Source organism: Klebsiella sp. PL-2018 (assembly GCF_019048985.1).
Classification (GTDB): domain Bacteria; phylum Pseudomonadota; class Gammaproteobacteria; order Enterobacterales; family Enterobacteriaceae; genus Klebsiella; species Klebsiella michiganensis.
Genome location: NZ_CP077673.1, coordinates 3,500,595 through 3,520,066 on the forward strand (window position 1 = coordinate 3,500,595; position 19,472 = coordinate 3,520,066).

General features: G+C 57.1%; 17 protein-coding genes and 2 pseudogenes. 5 read left to right on the forward strand and 14 right to left on the reverse strand.

All coding sequences use genetic code 11. The features are described 5' to 3' along the window. Positions 1-9 precede the first annotated feature (9 nt). From nagK to MKleb_RS30320, 5 genes and pseudogenes are all read right to left on the reverse strand, one after another. A complete protein-coding gene (nagK, locus tag MKleb_RS16315; RefSeq protein ID WP_025106920.1) occupies positions 10-921 on the reverse strand; it encodes an N-acetylglucosamine kinase in 912 nt (303 codons plus the stop codon). A gap of 48 nt (positions 922-969) precedes the next feature. Continuing rightward, on the reverse strand, positions 970-2,214 hold the full coding sequence (lolE, locus tag MKleb_RS16320) for a lipoprotein-releasing ABC transporter permease subunit LolE (protein ID WP_014228856.1): 1,245 nt from the start codon (positions 2,212-2,214) through the stop codon (positions 970-972). After that, positions 2,214-2,915 carry a lipoprotein-releasing ABC transporter ATP-binding protein LolD gene (gene lolD / locus MKleb_RS16325; protein ID WP_014228855.1) on the reverse strand — a complete coding sequence of 234 codons (702 nt, stop codon included), beginning with the start codon at positions 2,913-2,915 and terminating at the stop codon, positions 2,214-2,216. Before lolD ends, lolE begins: the two co-directional genes overlap by 1 nt. Then, positions 2,908-4,107 (reverse strand): lipoprotein-releasing ABC transporter permease subunit LolC, encoded by a 1,200-nt coding sequence (lolC, locus tag MKleb_RS16330; protein ID WP_004849945.1) that lies wholly within the window; start codon positions 4,105-4,107, stop codon positions 2,908-2,910. Before lolC ends, lolD begins: the two co-directional genes overlap by 8 nt. A 200-nt stretch (positions 4,108-4,307) precedes the next feature. Further along, positions 4,308-4,373: pseudogene (locus MKleb_RS30320) on the reverse strand (hypothetical protein); the annotation flags it as partial. Positions 4,374-4,412: 39 nt separating this feature from the next. Here MKleb_RS30320 and mfd point away from each other — a divergent pair. Continuing rightward, positions 4,413-7,859 (forward strand): transcription-repair coupling factor, encoded by a 3,447-nt coding sequence (gene mfd, locus MKleb_RS16335; protein ID WP_025106919.1) that lies wholly within the window; start codon positions 4,413-4,415, stop codon positions 7,857-7,859. 166 nt (positions 7,860-8,025) lie between these two features. After that, the gene (ldtC, locus tag MKleb_RS16340; RefSeq protein ID WP_217076000.1) at positions 8,026-8,985 is read left to right on the forward strand and encodes a L,D-transpeptidase LdtC; all 960 of its coding nucleotides are present in this window, start codon (positions 8,026-8,028) and stop codon (positions 8,983-8,985) included. A 221-nt stretch (positions 8,986-9,206) separates the two neighbouring features. Here the strand turns inward: ldtC and bhsA are convergent, their stop codons facing one another. Then, positions 9,207-9,464 carry a multiple stress resistance protein BhsA gene (gene bhsA / locus MKleb_RS16345; RefSeq protein ID WP_004131427.1) on the reverse strand — a complete coding sequence of 86 codons (258 nt, stop codon included), beginning with the start codon at positions 9,462-9,464 and terminating at the stop codon, positions 9,207-9,209. Positions 9,465-9,714: 250 nt separating this feature from the next. Here bhsA and MKleb_RS16350 point away from each other — a divergent pair, with 250 nt between their 5' ends. Both MKleb_RS16350 and MKleb_RS16355 read left to right on the forward strand, forming a co-directional pair. Beyond that, positions 9,715-10,350: a TetR/AcrR family transcriptional regulator gene (locus MKleb_RS16350; RefSeq protein WP_004849937.1), complete on the forward strand. Its 636-nt coding sequence runs from the start codon at positions 9,715-9,717 to the stop codon at positions 10,348-10,350. Between the two features lie 370 nt (positions 10,351-10,720). Next, positions 10,721-12,898 (forward strand): TonB-dependent siderophore receptor, encoded by a 2,178-nt coding sequence (locus tag MKleb_RS16355; RefSeq protein WP_217076001.1) that lies wholly within the window; start codon positions 10,721-10,723, stop codon positions 12,896-12,898. A gap of 56 nt (positions 12,899-12,954) precedes the next feature. On the opposite strand, the gene MKleb_RS16360 is transcribed toward MKleb_RS16355, so the two are convergent. From MKleb_RS16360 to hinT, 8 genes are all read right to left on the reverse strand, one after another. Beyond that, positions 12,955-13,494 carry a glycine zipper 2TM domain-containing protein gene (locus tag MKleb_RS16360; protein ID WP_004131424.1) on the reverse strand — a complete coding sequence of 180 codons (540 nt, stop codon included), beginning with the start codon at positions 13,492-13,494 and terminating at the stop codon, positions 12,955-12,957. Positions 13,495-13,719: 225 nt separating this feature from the next. Further along, entirely contained in the window at positions 13,720-15,024 is a 1,305-nt protein-coding gene (locus MKleb_RS16365) for an NAD(P)/FAD-dependent oxidoreductase (RefSeq protein ID WP_004849932.1), read from the reverse strand. A 235-nt stretch (positions 15,025-15,259) separates the two neighbouring features. Next, the gene (ycfP, locus tag MKleb_RS16370; protein ID WP_004849931.1) at positions 15,260-15,802 is read right to left on the reverse strand and encodes an alpha/beta hydrolase YcfP; all 543 of its coding nucleotides are present in this window, start codon (positions 15,800-15,802) and stop codon (positions 15,260-15,262) included. Positions 15,803-15,838: 36 nt separating this feature from the next. Next, a complete protein-coding gene (nagZ, locus tag MKleb_RS16375) occupies positions 15,839-16,849 on the reverse strand; it encodes a beta-N-acetylhexosaminidase (RefSeq protein WP_029946910.1) in 1,011 nt (336 codons plus the stop codon). Between the two features lie 31 nt (positions 16,850-16,880). After that, positions 16,881-17,699 carry a thiamine kinase gene (gene thiK, locus MKleb_RS16380; protein ID WP_025106914.1) on the reverse strand — a complete coding sequence of 273 codons (819 nt, stop codon included), beginning with the start codon at positions 17,697-17,699 and terminating at the stop codon, positions 16,881-16,883. Beyond that, complete coding sequence (lpoB, locus tag MKleb_RS16385) at positions 17,680-18,315, reverse strand: penicillin-binding protein activator LpoB (protein WP_217076002.1); 636 nt, start codon at positions 18,313-18,315, stop codon at positions 17,680-17,682. Before lpoB ends, thiK begins: the two co-directional genes overlap by 20 nt. A gap of 12 nt (positions 18,316-18,327) precedes the next feature. Continuing rightward, positions 18,328-18,702, reverse strand: a complete 375-nt coding sequence (locus MKleb_RS16390) for a YcfL family putative periplasmic lipoprotein (protein WP_014228846.1) — start codon at positions 18,700-18,702, stop codon at positions 18,328-18,330. A 5-nt stretch (positions 18,703-18,707) separates the two neighbouring features. Continuing rightward, a complete protein-coding gene (gene hinT / locus MKleb_RS16395; RefSeq protein ID WP_004849924.1) occupies positions 18,708-19,064 on the reverse strand; it encodes a purine nucleoside phosphoramidase in 357 nt (118 codons plus the stop codon). 248 nt (positions 19,065-19,312) lie between these two features. Here hinT and MKleb_RS16400 point away from each other — a divergent pair. After that, a pseudogene (locus MKleb_RS16400) lies at positions 19,313-19,450 on the forward strand (TonB-dependent siderophore receptor); the annotation flags it as partial. Positions 19,451-19,472: the final 22 nt, after the last annotated feature.

The following is a 19,472-nucleotide window of genomic DNA, read 5'->3' on the forward strand; positions in this document are numbered from 1 at the left end:
CCTCTGTCGTTATTGAGTCAGATGAAGGAAGGCCGCACCGCGCATGCCTCCGGCATCGCCATGGCGCGCGCGCTCAATGCGCGGCACGCTGGCAACGGGAAGCAGATGTCGCGGCAGGCGCTGCGCCAGCCCTTCGGTTATTGCTGTAAAGTTAGACAATCCACCGCCAAGCACCAGCAGATCCGGGTCGACAATCGTTAAAATATTGCCCAGGCATACCGCCAGTAAATCGAGATAGCGCTCGACGTGCTCGCGCGCCTTCGCGTCGCCCTGCTGCCATAGCGCGACGATCTCGGGCGAGGTTAAAGCGTGTTGGTAAAAATGTTCATACAGCCAGGCGAAGCCGCGTCCGGAAAGGTAATTTTCAATGCAGCCCAGCTGGCCGCAGCCGCAGCGCGTAAGCGGAAAATCGCGTCCCACCACCTCCAGCGCATCCACTGGCAGGCGGATATGGCCGAATTCGCCGGTAATATAGCGATGCCCGGTAATCGATTTTCCGTTGAGCACCAGCCCCCCGCCAACCCCGGTGCCGAGGATCATCCCCATCACCAGCGGATATTGGGTGAACTCGTCATCCCACGCTTCGGAGAGGGCAAAACAGTTGGCGTCGTTATCAAGCCGCACATCGCGGCCCAGACGTTCGCTCAGATCGGCCCGCAGCCGCCTGCCGCTGGCGGCGGGCACGTTGGCGGCGTAGAGCGTGCCGTCTTCCGTCTCCGGCATGCCCGGAATACCGATGCCCACCGAGCCCTGGCAGCCGAAGCGCTGGTCGGCTTCTTCAACCAGCTCCTCTACCGCCTGCAAAAATGCTTCGTAGCTCTCTTTCGGCGTGGCGACGCGTTTTTCCCACTGCAGCCGCCGCGCTTTATCAAATACGCCCAGCGCTATCTTGCTGCCGCCAATGTCAAATCCATAGTACATTTCAGCAATTCCTCTTTACTGGTCAGCAAAGCCGACCATGACGATAAATTACTGGCCACTCAGCACCCTCGCCGGGTCAATGCGGCTGGCGCGGCGGGCGGGATACCAGCTGGCCAGCAAACTCAGCAACAGTGCCGTCACCAGCACGTAAACGACGTCCAGCCAGTGCAGTTCAGACGGCAGGAAGTCAATAAAATAGATGTCGCCGGAGAGGAATTTATGCCCGATCAGGTTCTCAATACCGTTAATGATTGCGGTCAGCTTAAAGGCGCAGATAACGCCAATCGCCACCCCAATCAGGCTCCCTACCGAACCGGCAAGTAAACCATACCATACGAAAATCGCGCGGATCAGCCCGTCTTTTGCGCCAAGCGTGCGCAGCACCGCAATATCGCCGCTTTTATCTTTCACCGCCATCACCAGGGTCGAGACGATGTTAAAGCAGGCCACGCCAATCACCAGCACCATCGCCAGGTACATAATGGCGCGGATCATCTGAATGTCCCGGTACATATAGCCGTAGGTGCCTATCCAGCTCTTGATATAAACGTAGCTATTGGTCACCTGGCCCGCATCGCGTACCAGGGTGTTGGCATGAAACACGTCGGTCACTTTGATGGCGATCCCCGTCACGCTGCTGCCCATATCAAGGTACTGCTGCGCATCCTGCATGGGAATCATGGCAAAACTATGATCAAGCTGACCGCTGAGCTGCAAAATACCGGCGACGTGAAGCCTGACGCGCTTTGGCTGCAGCAGCTGATGCTCGGCATCGGAGTTAGGGATCATAATTGACACCCAGTCCCCCTGCTTAACGTGCAGGGCATCGGCGACGCCTTTACCAAGGATCACCTGCTGTTCGCCGGCTTTAAAGCTGGCCCACGCATTGTTCTGCACAAAGTTGGGCAGCGAACTGAGACGGCTCTCCTGCTGCGGGTCAACGCCTTTCACCTGGATGGCGCGCATATTACTGCCGCTCTCCACCAGCCCGGTGAAGTTAATATATGGCGCCGCGGCAACGATGCCTTTGACCTTCTCAACCTTCGCCAGCGCCTCGTTCCAGTTGTTCCACGGCTGGTTCACCGGTTCAATCTCACCGTGCGGGACCACCGCCAGAATGCGGTTGTTGAGCTCGCGTTCAAAGCCGTTCATCGCGCTCAGGCCAACGATCAACACCGCCACGCCCAGCGCGATACCGATCGTCGAAATAACCGAAATCAGCGACACCATCCCACCGCGCCGCCGTCCACGGCTGAAGCGCAGGGCAATCAATAACGATAACGGAGAAGCCATTACTCAGCCCCCATCAGGGAGAGTTCGGCTGTCAGGCGCCCGTCGCGCATCTCCAGCTGGCGGCTCATGCGTTTTGCCAGCTGCAGGTCGTGGGTCACCACCAGGAAGGCGGTACGCTGCGCCACGTTCAGCTCGCCAAGCAGCTGAAAAATGCTGTCGGCGTTGCGGGCGTCAAGGTTACCGGTGGGCTCGTCCGCCAGCACCAGGCGCGGTTTATTGACCAGCGCGCGGGCAATCGCAACGCGCTGACGCTCGCCGCCGGAGAGCTCCGACGGACGGTGGTCGCTGCGGTGCTCAAGCCCGACGGCGCGCAGCATCGCTTTCGCCTGCCGCTCGATATCCGCCGCCTTCTGCTTACCAATCAGCAGCGGCATCGCCACGTTTTCCAGCGCGGTGAAATCCGGTAAGAGGTGGTGAAACTGATAGATAAAGCCCAGTTCGCGGTTGCGCAGATCGGCGCGGGCGGCGGCGGAGAGCTGGCTCATCGGCTGGCCGGAAAAGATAACGTCGCCGGAGGTCGGCGTATCCAGCCCGCCAAGCAGATGCAGCAGCGTACTTTTGCCGGAACCGGAGGTACCGACAATCGCCATCATCTCGCCCTCCTCAATGCTGAAGCTGACATCATGCAACACGTCGGTTTGCACGGTGCCTTCCTGATAGCGTTTGCACAGGTTGTCGCATTGCAGCAGGATCTTATTCATAACGTAAAGCCTCAGCGGGTTGAGTGGCGGCAGCGCGCCATGAAGGATACAACGTAGAGAGTAATGCCAGCACCATTGCCACCAGGGCAATCACAATGACCTGCAGCGGCTCAATGGCCACCGGCAGCGCGGCGCCGTCGAGGAACGCGCCGATAATCGGCATCAAATTATTCAGCTGGCTGGCCAGCAGCGCGCCCAGCCCGGCGCCAAGCAGCGCGCCGACGATCCCGGCGCTGGCCCCCTGAACCATAAAGACCAGCATGATCTGCCGCGGCGTCAGGCCGAGGGTCTGGAGAATCGCCACCTCGCCCTGCTTTTCCATCACCATCATTCCCAGAGAGGTAATGATGTTAAAGGCGGCGACGGCGACGATCAGGCTCAGCAGCAGGCCCATCATATTTTTTTCCATCCGCACGGCCTGGAACAGTTCGCCTTTACGCTCGCGCCAGTCCTGCCATTTGGTCCCTTCCGGCAGCGTCTGCTGGCTGAGGGTATCCACCTGTAAAGGCTGATTCAGCCACAGCCGCCAGCCGGTAATATTTCCCTGCGGGTAGCGCATCAGGCGCGAGGCGTCGTCGATGTTGGTCAACATTTGATAACCATCGACTTCACTGCTGGCGGCAAAGGTACCGATTACGTTAAACAGGCGCTGGCTGGGAAGCCGCCCCATCGGGGTAAACTGGCTGGCGGAAGGCACCATCACGCGGATTTGATCGCCGCGATTGACGCCCAGCTGTCCTGCCAGCTGTTCACCCAGGATGACGTTATACTTGCCGGCCTGCAGATCGCTCTGCTTGACGTTAACCAGGTAGGGCGTCAGGGGATCTTTTTGCGCCGGGTCGATGCCGAGCATCACGCCGACCGCCACGCTGCGGGCGCTTTGCAGCACCACATCGCCGGTGGTCAGCGGCGCCACGCGGGTGACCCCCTGTAATCTGGCCGCGCTTTCCGGCAGCTGTTGCGGGTTTACAGACCCCTGCTTGGCGCTAAGAATGGCCTGCGGCATCAGCCCCAGGATGTTGTTTTGCAGCTCGCGTTCAAAGCCGTTCATCACCGAAAGAACGGTCACCAGCGCCATCACGCCAAGCGTAATGCCGATGGTCGAAAGCCAGGAGACGAAACGACCGAAGCGGTCGGCTGCGCGCCCACGCATATAGCGAAGGCCGATAAAGAGTGCGGCAGGTTGATACATGTAATCCATCTGATTGCTGATAGCCGATGCCCGAGTATATAAGCGATTATGGGCAGCGTAAATGACTGATACCTGTAGATTTTATTGACAAAAACAGCAAAACATCAATATAAACAACAAGATAGACAGGTAAGTCATTATTTAACTTTACGCTTATCGGAGTTCGTTACATTTTTGGCCACGACAGGATGTTTGCGATACGGGTTGGCGAATCCGGGTCGATCGCGGATAATCTCACTATTGAATATCAGCGAGTTGCCCTCCATATCGGCAGAGCGAATACCCAAGAGATCATGATACCGTCTATGCCTGAACAATACCGATACTCTCTGCCGGTTAAAGCCGGCGATCAGCGCCAGATTGGCGAACTGACCGGCGCGGCCTGCGCCACTCTGGTGGCGGAAATGGCCGAGCGCCACGGCGGACCGGTGGTACTGATTGCCCCCGATATGCAAAACGCCCTGCGTCTGAATGATGAAATCAGGCAGTTTACCGATAGCATGGTGGCGGGCCTGGCGGATTGGGAAACCCTCCCCTACGATAGCTTTTCCCCGCACCAGGACATTATCTCTTCCCGTCTCGCCACCCTGTACCAGCTCCCGACCATGGAACGCGGCGTACTGATTATCCCGGTCAGCACCCTGATGCAGCGCGTCTGTCCGCATAATTTCCTCCACGGCCACGCGCTGGTGATGAAAAAAGGCCAGCGCCTGTCGCGGGATGCGCTGCGCTCCCAGCTGGATAGCGCCGGCTATCGTCACGTCGACCAGGTGATGGAGCACGGCGAGTACGCCACGCGCGGCGCATTGCTTGACCTTTTTCCTATGGGCAGCGAGCAGCCCTACCGTCTCGATTTTTTTGATGATGAGATAGACAGCCTGCGTCTGTTCGACGTCGACAGCCAGCGTACGCTGGAGGAAGTCGCCAGCATTAACCTGCTTCCGGCGCACGAATTCCCGACGGATCAGGCCGCTATCGAGCTATTCCGCAGCCAGTGGCGCGACCGCTTTGAGGTCAAACGCGACGCCGAGCATATTTATCAGCAGGTTAGTAAAGGCACGCTGCCCGCGGGAATCGAATACTGGCAGCCGCTGTTCTTTAACGAGCCGCTGCCGCCGCTGTTCAGCTATTTCCCGGCGAAAACGCTGATCGTTAATACCGGCGATCTGGAGGCCAGCGCCGAACGCTTCCAGAACGAAACCCGCGCCCGCTTTGAAAACCGCGGCGTCGACCCGATGCGCCCGCTTTTGCCGCCGGAACAGCTGTGGCTGCGCAGCGATGAGCTGTTTAGCGAGCTCAAAAAATGGCCGCGCGTCCAGCTCAAAACCGAGCGTCTGGCGGAAAAAGCCGCCAACACCAATCTCGGTTATCAGAAATTACCCGAGCTGGCGATCCAGGCGCAGAACAAAGCGCCGCTGGATAACCTGCGCCGATTCCTCGAGTCCTTCAGCGGGCCGGTGATTTTTTCGGTCGAGAGCGAGGGGCGTCGAGAGGCGCTTGGCGAAATGCTGGCGCGTATTAAGATCGCGCCAAAGCATATCCTGCGTCTTGAAGAGGCGACGGGTAATGGCTGCTATCTGATGATCGGCGCCGCCGAGCATGGTTTCGTCGATAGCCAGCGTAATCTGGCGCTGATTTGCGAAAGCGACCTGCTGGGCGAGCGCGTCGCGCGCCGTCGTCAGGACTCTCGCCGAACCATCAATCCCGATACGTTGATTCGTAACCTGGCGGAGCTGCATATCGGCCAACCGGTGGTGCATCTTGAGCATGGAGTTGGGCGCTACGCCGGAATGACCACCCTTGAAGCGGGCGGCATCAATGGCGAATACCTGATGCTGACCTACGCCAACGATGCCAAACTGTACGTGCCGGTGTCGTCGCTGCATCTGATTAGCCGCTATGCGGGCGGCGCGGAAGAGAATGCGCCGCTGCATAAACTGGGCGGCGACGTCTGGGCGCGGGCGCGGCAGAAAGCCGCCGAGAAAGTGCGCGACGTGGCCGCCGAACTGCTGGATATCTACGCCCAGCGCGCGGCGAAAGCGGGCTACGCGTTTAAACATGATAAAGAGCAATATCAGCTGTTCTGCGACGGCTTCCCGTTCGAGACCACGCCCGATCAGGCGCAGGCTATTAACGCCGTACTGAGCGATATGTGTCAGCCGCTGGCGATGGACCGTCTGGTGTGCGGCGATGTCGGCTTCGGCAAAACGGAAGTGGCGATGCGCGCCGCGTTTCTGGCGGTTGAAAACCATAAGCAGGTGGCAGTGCTGGTGCCGACCACCCTGCTCGCCCAGCAGCACTTCGATAACTTTCGCGATCGCTTCGCCAACTGGCCGGTGCGCATCGAGATGCTCTCGCGCTTTCGTAGCGCCAAAGAGCAGGCGCAGATCCTCGAGCAGGTCGCGGAAGGGAAAGTCGATATTCTTATCGGCACCCATAAACTGCTGCAGCCGGACGTTAAGCTGCGCGATCTCGGCCTGCTGATTGTTGATGAAGAGCACCGCTTTGGCGTGCGCCATAAAGAGCGCATCAAGGCGATGCGCGCCGACGTCGATATCCTGACCCTGACCGCCACGCCTATTCCGCGTACGCTGAATATGGCGATGAGCGGTATGCGCGATCTGTCGATCATCGCCACCCCGCCCGCCCGCCGTCTGGCGGTCAAAACCTTCGTCCGCGAATATGACGCGCTGGTGGTCCGCGAGGCGATCCTGCGTGAGGTACTGCGCGGCGGCCAGGTTTACTACCTCTATAATGACGTGGAAAACATCCAGAAAGCCGCCGAGAGGCTGGCGGAGCTGGTGCCGGAAGCGCGCATTACCATCGGTCACGGCCAGATGCGCGAGCGCGAACTCGAACGGGTGATGAACGATTTCCATCACCAGCGCTTTAACGTGCTGGTGTGCACCACCATTATCGAAACCGGGATCGACATTCCAACGGCGAACACCATTATTATTGAGCGCGCCGATCACTTCGGTCTCGCACAGCTGCACCAGCTGCGCGGTCGCGTCGGTCGTTCGCACCATCAGGCTTATGCCTGGCTGCTGACGCCGCATCCGAAGGCGATGACCACCGATGCGCAAAAACGCCTTGAGGCTATTGCATCGCTGGAAGATCTCGGAGCTGGCTTCGCTCTGGCAACGCATGACCTCGAAATTCGCGGCGCGGGTGAACTGTTGGGCGAGGATCAGAGCGGTTCCATGGAAACCATCGGCTTCTCCCTCTATATGGAGCTGCTGGAAAATGCCGTTGACGCGCTGAAAGCAGGCCGCGAACCCTCGCTGGAGGATCTTACCAGTCAGCAGACCGAAGTTGAGCTACGGATGCCGTCGCTGCTGCCGGATGACTTTATCCCGGATGTGAATACGCGCCTGTCGTTCTACAAACGCATTGCCAGCGCGAAGAACGAGAATGAGCTGGAGGAGATCAAAGTCGAGCTTATCGATCGCTTTGGCCTGCTGCCCGACCCGGCAAGAAACCTGCTCGATATCGCCCGACTGCGCCAGCAGGCGCAGAAGCTGGGGATCCGCAAGCTGGAGAGCAACGAAAAGGGCGGCACCATTGAGTTTAACGAGAAGAATAACGTGAATCCGATGTGGCTGATTGGCCTGTTGCAAAAGCAGCCTCAGCACTATCGCCTGGATGGCCCAACGCGCCTCAAGTTTACGCAGGACCTTGCCGAGCGTAAAACGCGGATGGAGTGGGTGCGCCAGTTTATGCGCCAGCTCGAAGAGAACGCCGCCGCCTGATAGCAAGCGGGATACGGCCTGTGCGTCGTATCCCGCCCCTCCCCACTTGTTCGGCAAAATTTACAAACATTTTGCAATCCCTCTGAACTTCCAGACACTCTCTTCGCCATAATTTCAGGGACTTTTCGTATAAAAATAACCACTTACTTATTATGGAATTAGGGTAATGAAAAGCTTTACGCGAATTTCTCTCTGGCTGGGGATGATGGCTTTCGCCGCCGCGCTGGCGCTGCCCGCTCGCGCCAATACCTGGCCCCTGCCGCCTCCGGGCAGCCGTCTGGTCGGGCAAAACCAGTTTCATGTCGTTGAGAATAACGGCGGCTCGCTCGAAGCGATCGCCAAAAAGTACAACGTCGGTTTTCTGGCCCTGCTCCAGGCTAACCCCGGGGTGGATCCGTATGTTCCACGAGCCGGTAGCGTGCTGACGATTCCGCTGCAAACCCTGCTACCCGACGCGCCGCGCGAAGGATTAGTCCTTAACCTGGCCGAACTTCGCCTCTATTACTATCCGCCAGGAAGAAGTGAAGTGACCGTTTATCCTATCGGCATTGGTCAGCTCGGCGGCGATACCATCACGCCGACAATGGTCACCACCGTCTCCGACAAACGCGCCAACCCGACCTGGACGCCGACGGCCAATATTCGCGCCCGCTATAAAGCAATGGGCATTGACCTGCCTGCCGTCATGCCCGCGGGCCCGGATAATCCCATGGGGCACCACGCTATTCGCCTGGCGGCGTACGGCGGCGTGTATCTGCTGCACGGCACCAACGCCGACTTCGGCATCGGCATGCGCGTCAGCTCCGGCTGTATTCGCCTGCGCGATGACGACATCAAAGCGTTGTACAACGAAATCACCCCTGGCACCAGGGTGACGATTATCAATACGCCAATCAAGGTGTCCGTGGAGCCGAACGGCACCCGTCTGGTGGAGGTCCATCAGCCGCTGTCAAAACATATTGATGACGACCCGCAGACGCTGCCCATTACCCTTACCGACAGCATGCAGGCGTTTAAGCAGGCACAGTTGACCGACACCGAGGTAATGGAACGCGCGATGATGCTGCGTTCGGGCATGCCGATTGACGTCACCCGCCACCATCGCGTAACGGAGCAGTCGCTCTAGTTCGCTAAACTGCCGACGAAAAAAAACCGCCTTCAGTTCACTGAGGCGGTTTTTTTATGGCAATAATCAAACAGGGTCCTGCTTTTCTGCGGGTTGCGGCGCCATATAAGGGGTGGGCACCGCCTCTCGTCAGAGAACAACGTACTTCTTACTTCACGCGGACTGCTGAAGGGGGTCAGAACCGCGCGTAGTCAGTGGCATAACAGGGGTAGCGCAACAAATTATTTGTAGATAACCGCAGTCCCGTGAAGGGTGTTAGGACCGGTTACGGACGTAATACGGTAAGAGGTTGCGCCCATCTCTTCCGCTTTTTGCGCCAGCTGATCTTCCAGCGAACCCAGGTTGGTCCCGGCTGAGGCGGAAACGGTACCGATTTTATGCTGACCCGCCGGCGTTGACTGAACTTCTACAGCGGCGAAGCTGGCGAAAGAGAGTGAGCTAAGAACAGCGGCGATAGCGAGTGTTTTAACATTTTTCATGATTGTTATACCTGTGCAGATGAATGTTTTTGTAGGGGGCGAACGCATTTAATTAACGATCGATAGGGAAATGATAATGTGATCCACATCACACGTCAAACTATTTTTATAACGACCGTTTAACTATTTATAAACAGCTTAAAATTCATACATATATGAATTATTTATTTTTAGAGCAACATCGCTGGTAGCACGTAAGGTTTATTTTTATAATGCCCTTTCAACAAACCAACACAGGTACAGCGGCACCATGACAACTGACGTTCAAAGTTGCACGAAAAAAAGCCGTGGCCGACCTAAAGTGTTCGACAGGGAAGCGGCGCTGGATAAGGCCATGACACTCTTCTGGCAGCACGGCTATGAAGCGACCTCTCTCGCCGATTTAGTGGAGGCGACGGGCGCAAAAGCGCCTACGCTTTACGCGGAATTTGTGAATAAAGAGGGGTTGTTTCGCGCGGTGCTGGATCGCTACATCGCGCGTTTTGCCGCCAGGCACGAAGCGCTCCTCTTTGACGAAGAGAAAAGCGTCGATCGGGCGTTACGCGACTACTTCACCGCCGTCGCGACTTGCTTTACCAGCAAAGAAACGCCGGCAGGCTGCTTTATGATTAATACCTCCGCAGCGCTGGCGGCGGCGTCCACCGATATCGCCAATACCGTTAAGTCCCGGCACGCAATGCAGGAACAGACGCTAACGCAGTTTCTCCAGCAGCGGCAGCTGCGCGGCGAGCTGCCGCCAGACGGTGACGTACGTCAGCTGGCGCAGTTCCTCAACTGCATATTACAAGGCATGTCGATCAGCGCCCGCGAAGGCGCCGACTTCACTAAAATCATGCAAATCGCCGAGACCACGCTGCGTCTGTGGCCCCAGGTTCTTCAGCGCTAAGACCTCGCTTACCGGTGGGCTCCCCACCGGTTCCCCTCCCCTTTATCCCTACATAACGCAATGTTTTCAGTCATTTATTTTGTTCATTTCGCGAGAATGATATTGATAACAATAATCAATACGGGCAAAATTCAGTCTTAAACGTTTCTGTATATTTCACCATGTAACAACCGGTACGCCCGTACCGAATAACGAAAACAACGATATCGTAAGCCCTAAATAATTCGAGTTGCAGGACATGGCGCTTGTGCCTTGATCTGCGCTAGCGCTGGCCCCGTAGGGGCGAGGCCCATGGATGGGCCGAGTAATCCGCAGTCAACACACCTGCAACTTGAAGAATGACGGGCATAAACTCATAAAAGGAATGAGCATGAACAAGCGTCTCTGGGTGCTTAACCCACTGCTGCTGGCAACCGCCCTGCCCGCCTGGGCCGCTGATGACAGCATGATCGTCAGCGCAAACCGAACGCACCGCACCGTCGCTGAAATGGCCCAGACCACCTGGGTTATCGAAGGCCAGGAAATTGAACAGCAAGTTCAGGGCGGAAAAGAATTTAAAGACGTGCTGGCGCAGCTGATCCCCGGCATCGACGTCAGCAGCCAGGGACGCACCAACTACGGCATGAATATGCGCGGCCGCGCGATCGTCGTGCTGATTGACGGCGTTCGCCTTAACTCCTCCCGTACCGACAGCCGCCAGCTGGATTCTATCGATCCGTTTAACATTGAGCATATCGAGGTGATCTCCGGCGCCACATCGCTGTACGGCGGCGGTAGTACCGGCGGCCTTATTAATATCGTCACCAAAAAGGGCCAGCAGGAGCGCCAGGTCGACCTGGAGCTGGGGAGCAAAACCGGTTTTGCCAACAGCAACGATCATGATGAACGCGTGGCGGCAGCGGTCAGCGGCGGTACCGACCACGCTTCCGGCCGTTTATCGGTCGCCTATCAGCGTTTTGGCGGCTGGTATGATGGCAATAATGATGCGCTGATCCTTGATAATACCCAGACCGGGCTTCAACATTCCGACCGTCTGGATGTGATGGGAACGGGAACCATTGAGATTGACGAGAACCGTCAGCTGCAGCTGGTAACCCAGTACTATAAAAGCCAGGGCGACGATTACGGTCTGTACCTCGGGAAAAATATGTCGGCGGTGACCGGCGACGGCAAAGCCTTTACCACCGATGGCCTGAACTCCGACCGCGTCCCCGGCACCGAACGTCACCTGATAAGCCTGCAGTATTCCGATGCCGATTTCCTCGGCCAGAATCTGGTCAGCCAGGTCTATTATCGTGATGAATCCCTGACTTTTTACCCTTTCCCTACGCTCAGCAAAGGCCAGGTCAGCAGCTTCTCCTCTTCAAAGCAGGATACCGATCAGTACGGCGCGAAGATCACCCTGAATAGCCAGCCGCTGGATGGCTGGGATCTGACCTGGGGAGTGGACGCCGACCACGAAACCTTCAACGCCAATCAGATGTTCTTCGATTTGGGCCAGTCTATATCTTCCGGCGGTCTGAATAACCAGGCTATCTACACCACCGGCCGTTATCCCGGCTACAGCATTACCAACCTGGCGCCGTTCCTGCAGTCCAGCTATGACCTGAACGACATCTTCACTATCAGCGGCGGCGTACGTTATCAGTGGACGGAAAACCGGGTCGATGATTTTGTCGGCTATGCCCAACAGCAGGATGTCGCCAGCGGCAAGGTCAGCTCTGCGGATGCCATTCCGGGCGGAAAAACCGATTACGACAACTTCCTGTTTAACGCCGGGATTGTCGCCCATCTCACCGATCGTCAGCAGACCTGGTTTAACTTCTCCCAGGGCGTTGAGCTGCCGGATCCGGGCAAATACTACGGCATCGGTAAGTACGGCGCGGCGGTCAACGGCCATCTTCCGCTTCTCTCAAGCGTGAACGTTGGCGATTCGCCGCTGCAGGGAATTAAAGTTAACTCGTACGAACTGGGCTGGCGCTACACCGGCGATAATCTGCGCACTCAGCTGGCGGCTTACTACTCGACCTCCGATAAAACGATCGTCGTTAACCGTACCGATATGACCATCGATGTGCAGTCCGATAAACGTCGTATTTATGGCGTAGAGGGCGCGGTGGACTACTACTTCCCGAACAGCGACTGGAGCGCCGGAGCTAACTTTAACGTGCTGAAATCGCGGGTGAAAAGTGACGGTAGCTGGCAGAAGTGGGACGTCACTCTCGCCTCGCCGTCAAAAGCCACCGCGTGGGTTGGCTGGGCGCCGGAGCCGTGGTCGCTGCGGGTGCAGAGCCAGCAGGTGTTTGATATCAGCGATGCCAGCGGCAATAAGCTCGACGGCTACAATACGGTAGACTTTATCGGCAGCTACGCGCTCCCTCTCGGCAAGCTGACCTTCAGCATTGAGAACCTGCTCAATGAAGATTATGTCACCCTCTGGGGCCAGCGCGCGCCGCTGCTGTATAGCCCGACCTACGGCAGCAGCTCTCTCTACGAGTATAAAGGTCGCGGACGCACCTTCGGCCTGAACTACGCTTTGAGCTTCTGATAAAAAAAGCCCCTCAGCCAGAGAGCCTGAGGGGCGAATAAAGATACACATCTTTTTTACGCTTTGTTAGTCAGAATCAGTTGGCCATTGCTGTCCAGCGGGATTTGCGTACCAGGGTCGCGATCCATACGGATTTTGCCCTGCTGGTCGCCGATTTTGTAAGTGACATCGTAGCCGAGCATTTTTTCTGATTTATCGTACACCGTTTTGCAGCGCTGCTGCGTCGTGGTGTAGGTATCCCCTTCCTGCATTGAACCCTGAATCTGGTTACCGGCATAGCCGCCGCCCAGCGCGCCCACGACGGTGGCAACGTCGCGGCCGCGTCCGCCGCCGAACTGATGGCCAATAACCCCACCGGCCACCGCGCCCAGCACGGATCCGGCGATGCGGTTTTCATCCTGCACCGGTCGACGATGGGTCACGGTGACGTTCCGGCACTCCTGACGCGGGGTTTTGACGCTCTCTTTTATCGGCGTACTGGATACTACCTGTGCATACTGCGGGCCGCGATCTAACACGTTAAGACCGGCAACGGCTGCGACGCCCAGCGCGGCAGCCACGCCAATTCCTATACCCGCCAACATTGATTTATTCACGGGACTTCCTCCTTCGTTGCTATTGCCCGTAATTTTGCAATCCAGGCATCAGGCTTGCAAATAAGAAAGCGGATGAAAAGTGCGTGAACGTGTGGCAAATCAACGGGATTCGGAGGAATCTGAGAGGGTTTCCCGGCAAGGAAAGGAGGATATTCTGGTTATGAGTCTCTTAATGCGAAAAGCAAACGGGCGGACAAAACCTTCTGGCTTTGCCGCCCAGAGACATTAATGCAGCTTCAGGCGCGGACGAATAATGCGGTTGATACGTCCTACCAGCATCATCAGGCCGGTTTTAAAGTAGCCGTGCAGCGCAATCTGGTGCATGCGATACAGAGAGATATAGACGAAGCGCGCAATGCGACCTTCGATCATCATTGAACCGCGCATCAGGTTGCCCATCAGGCTGCCCACGGTGGAATAGTTAGAGAGCGACACCAGCGAACCGTGATCTTTATAGGTATAAGCTTTCAGCGGCTTACCTTTCATCTGCGCCAGAATATTGTGCAGGGCGCAGGTCGCCATCTGGTGCGCAGCCTGAGCGCGCGGCGGGACAAAACCGCCTTCCGGGCGGGCGCAGGACGCGCAGTCGCCGATGGCGTAAATATCCGCATCGCGCGTCGTTTGCAGCGTCGGTTCGACCACCAGCTGGTTAATACGGTTAGTCTCCAGACCGCCAATCTCTTTCATAAAGTCCGGCGCCTTAATCCCGGCCGCCCAGACCATCAGGTCAGCGTTGATAAATTCGCCTTCTTTCGTGTGCAGACCGTTTGCATCGGCGCTGGTGACCATGGTTTTGGTCAATACGCGGACGCCAAGCTTGGTCAGCTCGCTGTGCGCGGCGCCGGAAATGCGCGGCGGCAGCGCGGGCAGAATACGCTCGCCAGCTTCAACCAGCGTCACGTTCAGAGCTTCGTTAGTCAGACCTTTGTAGCCGTAGCTGTGCAGCTGTTTCACCGCATTGTGCAGCTCGGCCGACAGCTCAACGCCGGTCGCGCCGCCGCCGACGATGGCGATATTCACCTTGCCGTTCGCCCCGAGGTTCGCCGAATACTTGAGGAACAGATCCAGCATTTCCTGATGGAAACGACGCGCCTGATGCGGATTATCGAGGAAGATGCAGTTCTCTTTCACGCCAGGCGTGTTGAAGTCGTTCGACGTACTTCCCAGCGCCATGACCAGCGTGTCGTACGGCAGCTTACGCTCGGGCACCAGCAGCTCGCCCTTCTCGTTATGCAGCTCGGCGAGGGTGATCGTTTTGGTTTCACGGTTAATATCCACCACCGATCCCAGCTGGAACTGGAAGTCGTGGTTACGGGCGTGAGCAAGATAGCTCAGCGCGTCTACACCTTCATCAAGTGAACCGGTCGCCACTTCATGCAGCAGCGGTTTCCACAGGTGGCTGTGGTTACGATCAACCAGCGTGATTTTGGCCTTTTTATTACGGCCCAGCTTTTTACCCAACTGGGTAGCCAGCTCCAGCCCACCGGCACCACCACCCACAATCACTATTTTTTTCAATGGCGTAGTCACGCGACCCCCTAAAATTATTAACCAATTGTTAACTAAAAGTTATACATATAACCTTTAATTAACAACAGGTTACGGCAGTGAAACCATTCAGCGAGATCGAGAATAACATGAACGGTGCATTGGTCATACCAAAATTGATATGCATCAAGTTTTACCGCATATTTTTTGAGCGCAGAATCGCAAAAATGAATAAAAAAAAGCCCGCGATGTTTTCACATTGCGGGCCGGCGCGCGTTTAGCCGAGGGTTTTGAAGGCTTTTATGCGCTGGAGATGCGGGGAGATATTCTTGAACTTGTGGGTCTGTTCTTCATCCCAGATTATCTCATAGTAATGGTGCAGCAGGTCCGCCGAACGCTGGCTATTCAGCGCTTCGTCCTGACGAGATAGCACCACCAGGCAGCGATCGCGGTTTTTTTCGCGGAAATTATTCACGCATTTGGTGGCAATATCCGCATACTCTTCCGGCCGATCAATTTTCCCTTCCATGTTTTCATTGGGAAACAGGTTCGGGTTAAAAATGGCCTGGCGGATATCGCAAAGAAAGCCAATTCGCTCCGCCCAGAAGCCGCCGAGACCCACGCCGCAAATCAGCGGCCGATCGTCGGCACTCAGCTGCAGCATCTTATCGACCTCTTTTAATAAGTGCTGCATATCATGTTTGGGATGCCGCGTGCTGTAGCTAATCAACCGAACATCGGGGTCAATAAACTGAAGCTGAAGCACCTTCTCATGGTTACCGGGGCTGTTTGAGTCAAAACCATGTAAATAGATAATCATCGCATCCTCACCAGACAACAACGCCTTTCAGGTTTATTACGCGGATTTCGCCTCTTGCCAGCGCGCGTGAAGCTGCTCAAGCTGCGCGCTGATCGTCTTCCAGCGGGCGGAATCCCTTAACGCCTGACGGCTAAAGGAACCTTTATGATACAATTTCGTAACACGTTCTGCTTTGATCGGCGACAGGTTATCCAGCACGCTGACCGCACCCTTACGATTATTGCAGACAAGGATCATATCGCAACCCGCATCCAGCGATGCCTGGCCGCGCTCGGCGTAGCTGCCCATAATCGCCGCCCCTTCCATCGACAGATCGTCAGAGAAAATCACCCCTTCAAATCCCAGCTCACCACGCAGAACCGTTTTTAGCCAGTGCGCAGATCCGCTGGCCGGACGCGGGTCAACGTCGCTGTAGATGACGTGGGCGGGCATGATCGCATCAAGCCGCTGCTCGCCAATCAGCGTACGGAAGATGGCCATATCTCTGGCGCGAATTTCCGCTTCCGCGCGCGGATCGCGCGGCGTCTCTTTATGGGAATCGGCCGTCACCGCGCCGTGTCCGGGAAAGTGCTTACCGGTGGTTTTCATTCCCGCGGCGTGCATGCCGTCAATAAAATGACGAGCTATCGCCAGGGCTTTGTCGGGATCGTCGTGATAGGATCGCTCGCCAATAGCGGCGCTGATATGCCCAACGTCCAGAACCGGCGCAAAGCTGATATCAATATCCATGGCGATCATTTCGCTGGCCATCAGCCAGCCGGCCTCTGCGGCCAGCTTACCGCCCTCCTCCATGCCGAGCAGCGCGGCGAAAGATTGCGCCGCGGGAAGGCGGGTAAAGCCCTCGCGGAAACGCTGTACGCGCCCGCCTTCCTGATCTACCGCCACCACCAGATGGTTGCGCGAGGCCTCGCGGATCTGGCGGACCAGCTCACGCAGCTGCGCCGGATCGTGATAGTTGCGGGTAAACAGGATCAGCCCGCCAACCAAAGGATGCGCCAGAATCTCACGCTCTTCCGCATCCAGTTCAAAACCTTCGACATCCAACATTACCGGGCCCACATCCACCTCTCTTATCCTTTTACTTTTTGTCTAACTGGCGCCATACCTCATCCGCCAGCGCAATAAACTGTCGGTCGCCGGTTTGCTGCCAGCGTCGCTCGTACCAGCCCGCCATCAGCAGCTGCACCCACGGACGCCAGCGCTGAATTTGCCGCCAGAGCTGAAGCTCATCGATGCTCGCCCGTCTCGCGTATTCTGCGGCTAGCCGACGATGCGCGGCGGGCTCGATCCACACCGCCGCCAGCTCCAGCGCAACATCGCCATCGCCCGCATATTCCCAGTCAATCAGCCGCAGCCCCGCCTCGCCGCGAACGATGTTGCCCGCATGGACATCCATATGTAACGGGGCGAGACGCAGCGGCCGGGGCTCGCCGCGACGCAGCAGCCGTTTGTGCCAGCGTAGCCACTGCGGTGTGCGCCGCGCGGGGCTGCACTGTTGCCAGTAGCGCTCAAGCAGCGGCCGCAGCGCGATACGCCAGCCAAAGCGCGGCTGCTGGTGCAGATGATACAGTAACCCTGCGAGCGCCGGACACTCCGGTAATGCGTTAACCACATCGCCTGAGCAATATTCCACCACCATCCAGGCGGGAGAATAAAACACCGGCGCGGGCGCTAACGAATCGGGAAGGCGTGACAGAACGTGATATTGACGGCGAAAGTCGCAGGCCGGCGCATGCGGATCGTGCGGCTGGCGCAGCACCCGCTTTTGCCGACCATCGCTGAGAATGCAGCTGCCGCCGCTCAGCCCGTTTTGGGGCGGCGCGGCGACAGGCGTATAGCGCGAGAAAAAGCGCGACAGCACTTCGTCGCGCGTGAGCTTATTGTTGCTGAACAGCACCTTTGCCTGACCAGATTATTTCGCCGGTCTGGACCAGCATTAGCTGCATTTTCAGCTCAGGGGAATTAACGTTGCCGGTCGCGTTGGAATAGAGCACGTACTGTGCGCCAACGGTACGCGCAATGCCCATCGCTTTACTGCGGCTGCCAAGGCTATCCTGCGGCGTCAGGCCAAGCTGCTGTTTGGCTACGCCCAGCTGCTGCTGCGAGACCAGGGTGAATTTTCCATTGCCTTCCAGCGCGTTGCGCAGCGCCGTGGTGGCCTCTCCCGCATTCAACGTGCCGTTGGTGCGGTTATTGACGCTGTCGACCAGCAAAATGCTGCCCGCATTTACGCCGCTGGCCTGCAGCATCTGCCCTATCATCGGCTGCACCGCGGAATTCCAGTCAAAATGACGCACGCGCGGCGCCGGCTGCGCTGGCTGCTCGCCGTGTTCAATCGGACCCGGCTGCGTAGGTATCACGGGAATAGTCGGCACAGTCGGCTGCGGCTGAACGGGCTGCTGCGGCTTCGGCTGCGCTTCCTCAACGGGAGCGGGTTCCTGACGTTGACCCACGCATCCGGCAAGGAATATCGCCAGTGCGGTAACTAATGCATAGCGACATAGTTTAATCATTACGATTACCTCTTACAGATAAAGATAAAGTCGGGCCTTGTGCGCCCCCAGAATATTGGCGCTGCCATAAAGCGTAACGGAAGAGTGCGCAGGCACCGTTATGCTGCGCGCGGACTCCAGCGGATGCATTTCCAGCCCTCTGGCGTCATACCAGAAAAAGCGATAATGCACGGTCACCGGTACCTGGCGTTCATTGAACAATCGGGTGGTCGCCGTCGCCTGAATCTCGGATGCGGTCACCGTCGGTACTTCAGCGCTGATACCCGCTGCCAGTACGTTTGATTCCATCACCAGACTTTGCTGATCGCTGACCGGAATTTCCGGATGCGAACTGCACCCGGCCAGTAACGTCACGGCCAGAAGTGCGCCGAAGTGGGCTGCGCGCATGAATGTTAACCTTTATGAGCCAGCATCGGGCCTAACGGACGGCCGCCCAGCAGGTGCATATGGACATGGTAGACCTCCTGGCCCCCGTGGCGATTGCAGTTGACGATCAGGCGATAGCCATCGTCGGCAAGCCCCTCATCGCGGGCGATTTTCGCCGCGACGGTCATCATGCGTCCCAGGGCAAGCTCGTGCTCTGCGGTCACATCGTTGACGGTGGGAATCAGGATATTGGGAACGATCAGAATATGGGTTGGCGCCTGCGGAGAGATGTCGCGAAAAGCGGTCACGAGCTCATCCTGATAAACCACATCCGACGGGATCTCCCGGCGAATGATTTTGCTGAAAATCGTTTCTTCTGCCATGACTGATTCCTTAATAATTTTTATACCGTGCTCTGGCCTGCCTCTGCAGGTAAACGCGGATGCACAGGATTCCCCTAAGAGTATGAGCGAGTTACTCCCCCTCTTTCAACCTGAATGCGTTTTTTCTTACGCGACCAAGCGCTTAGCTGCTGACGGATTAAGCGTTTCTTCGCTGTATGCCCCCCCGGTACCGGTCAACAAGACCCGGGTACAGCCGTTTTCCCACTTGTTTACACATTAAATATTGCTATCAGGTCACTAAAAATTTTGCTGTTCAGGGTAACGTCAATAACCTGTTCGACAAAACCTACGACACCAACGTCGATGGTTCCATCGTCTACGGCGAACCGCGCAACGTCAGCATTACGGCCAGCTATCAGTTCTGATCTCTGCTTAACGTGACAAAAG

Excerpts from the sequence above, each read along its gene's own strand:
- ycfP (WP_004849931.1), bottom strand. The coding sequence starts at position 15,802 with ATGATTATCTATTTACATGGTTTTGACTCAAACAGCCCCGGTAACCAT.
- MKleb_RS16355 (WP_217076001.1), top strand. The coding sequence starts at position 10,721 with ATGAACAAGCGTCTCTGGGTGCTTAACCCACTGCTGCTGGCAACCGCC.
- MKleb_RS16350 (WP_004849937.1), top strand. The coding sequence starts at position 9,715 with ATGACAACTGACGTTCAAAGTTGCACGAAAAAAAGCCGTGGCCGACCT.
- lolE (WP_014228856.1), bottom strand. The coding sequence starts at position 2,214 with ATGGCTTCTCCGTTATCGTTATTGATTGCCCTGCGCTTCAGCCGTGGA.
- hinT (WP_004849924.1), bottom strand. The coding sequence starts at position 19,064 with ATGGCAGAAGAAACGATTTTCAGCAAAATCATTCGCCGGGAGATCCCG.
- nagK (WP_025106920.1), bottom strand. The coding sequence starts at position 921 with ATGTACTATGGATTTGACATTGGCGGCAGCAAGATAGCGCTGGGCGTA.
- lolD (WP_014228855.1), bottom strand. The coding sequence starts at position 2,915 with ATGAATAAGATCCTGCTGCAATGCGACAACCTGTGCAAACGCTATCAG.
- MKleb_RS16390 (WP_014228846.1), bottom strand. The coding sequence starts at position 18,702 with ATGCGCGCAGCCCACTTCGGCGCACTTCTGGCCGTGACGTTACTGGCC.
- lpoB (WP_217076002.1), bottom strand. The coding sequence starts at position 18,315 with ATGATTAAACTATGTCGCTATGCATTAGTTACCGCACTGGCGATATTC.
- nagZ (WP_029946910.1), bottom strand. The coding sequence starts at position 16,849 with ATGTTGGATGTCGAAGGTTTTGAACTGGATGCGGAAGAGCGTGAGATT.
- mfd (WP_025106919.1), top strand. The coding sequence starts at position 4,413 with ATGCCTGAACAATACCGATACTCTCTGCCGGTTAAAGCCGGCGATCAG.
- bhsA (WP_004131427.1), bottom strand. The coding sequence starts at position 9,464 with ATGAAAAATGTTAAAACACTCGCTATCGCCGCTGTTCTTAGCTCACTC.
- lolC (WP_004849945.1), bottom strand. The coding sequence starts at position 4,107 with ATGTATCAACCTGCCGCACTCTTTATCGGCCTTCGCTATATGCGTGGG.
- ldtC (WP_217076000.1), top strand. The coding sequence starts at position 8,026 with ATGAAAAGCTTTACGCGAATTTCTCTCTGGCTGGGGATGATGGCTTTC.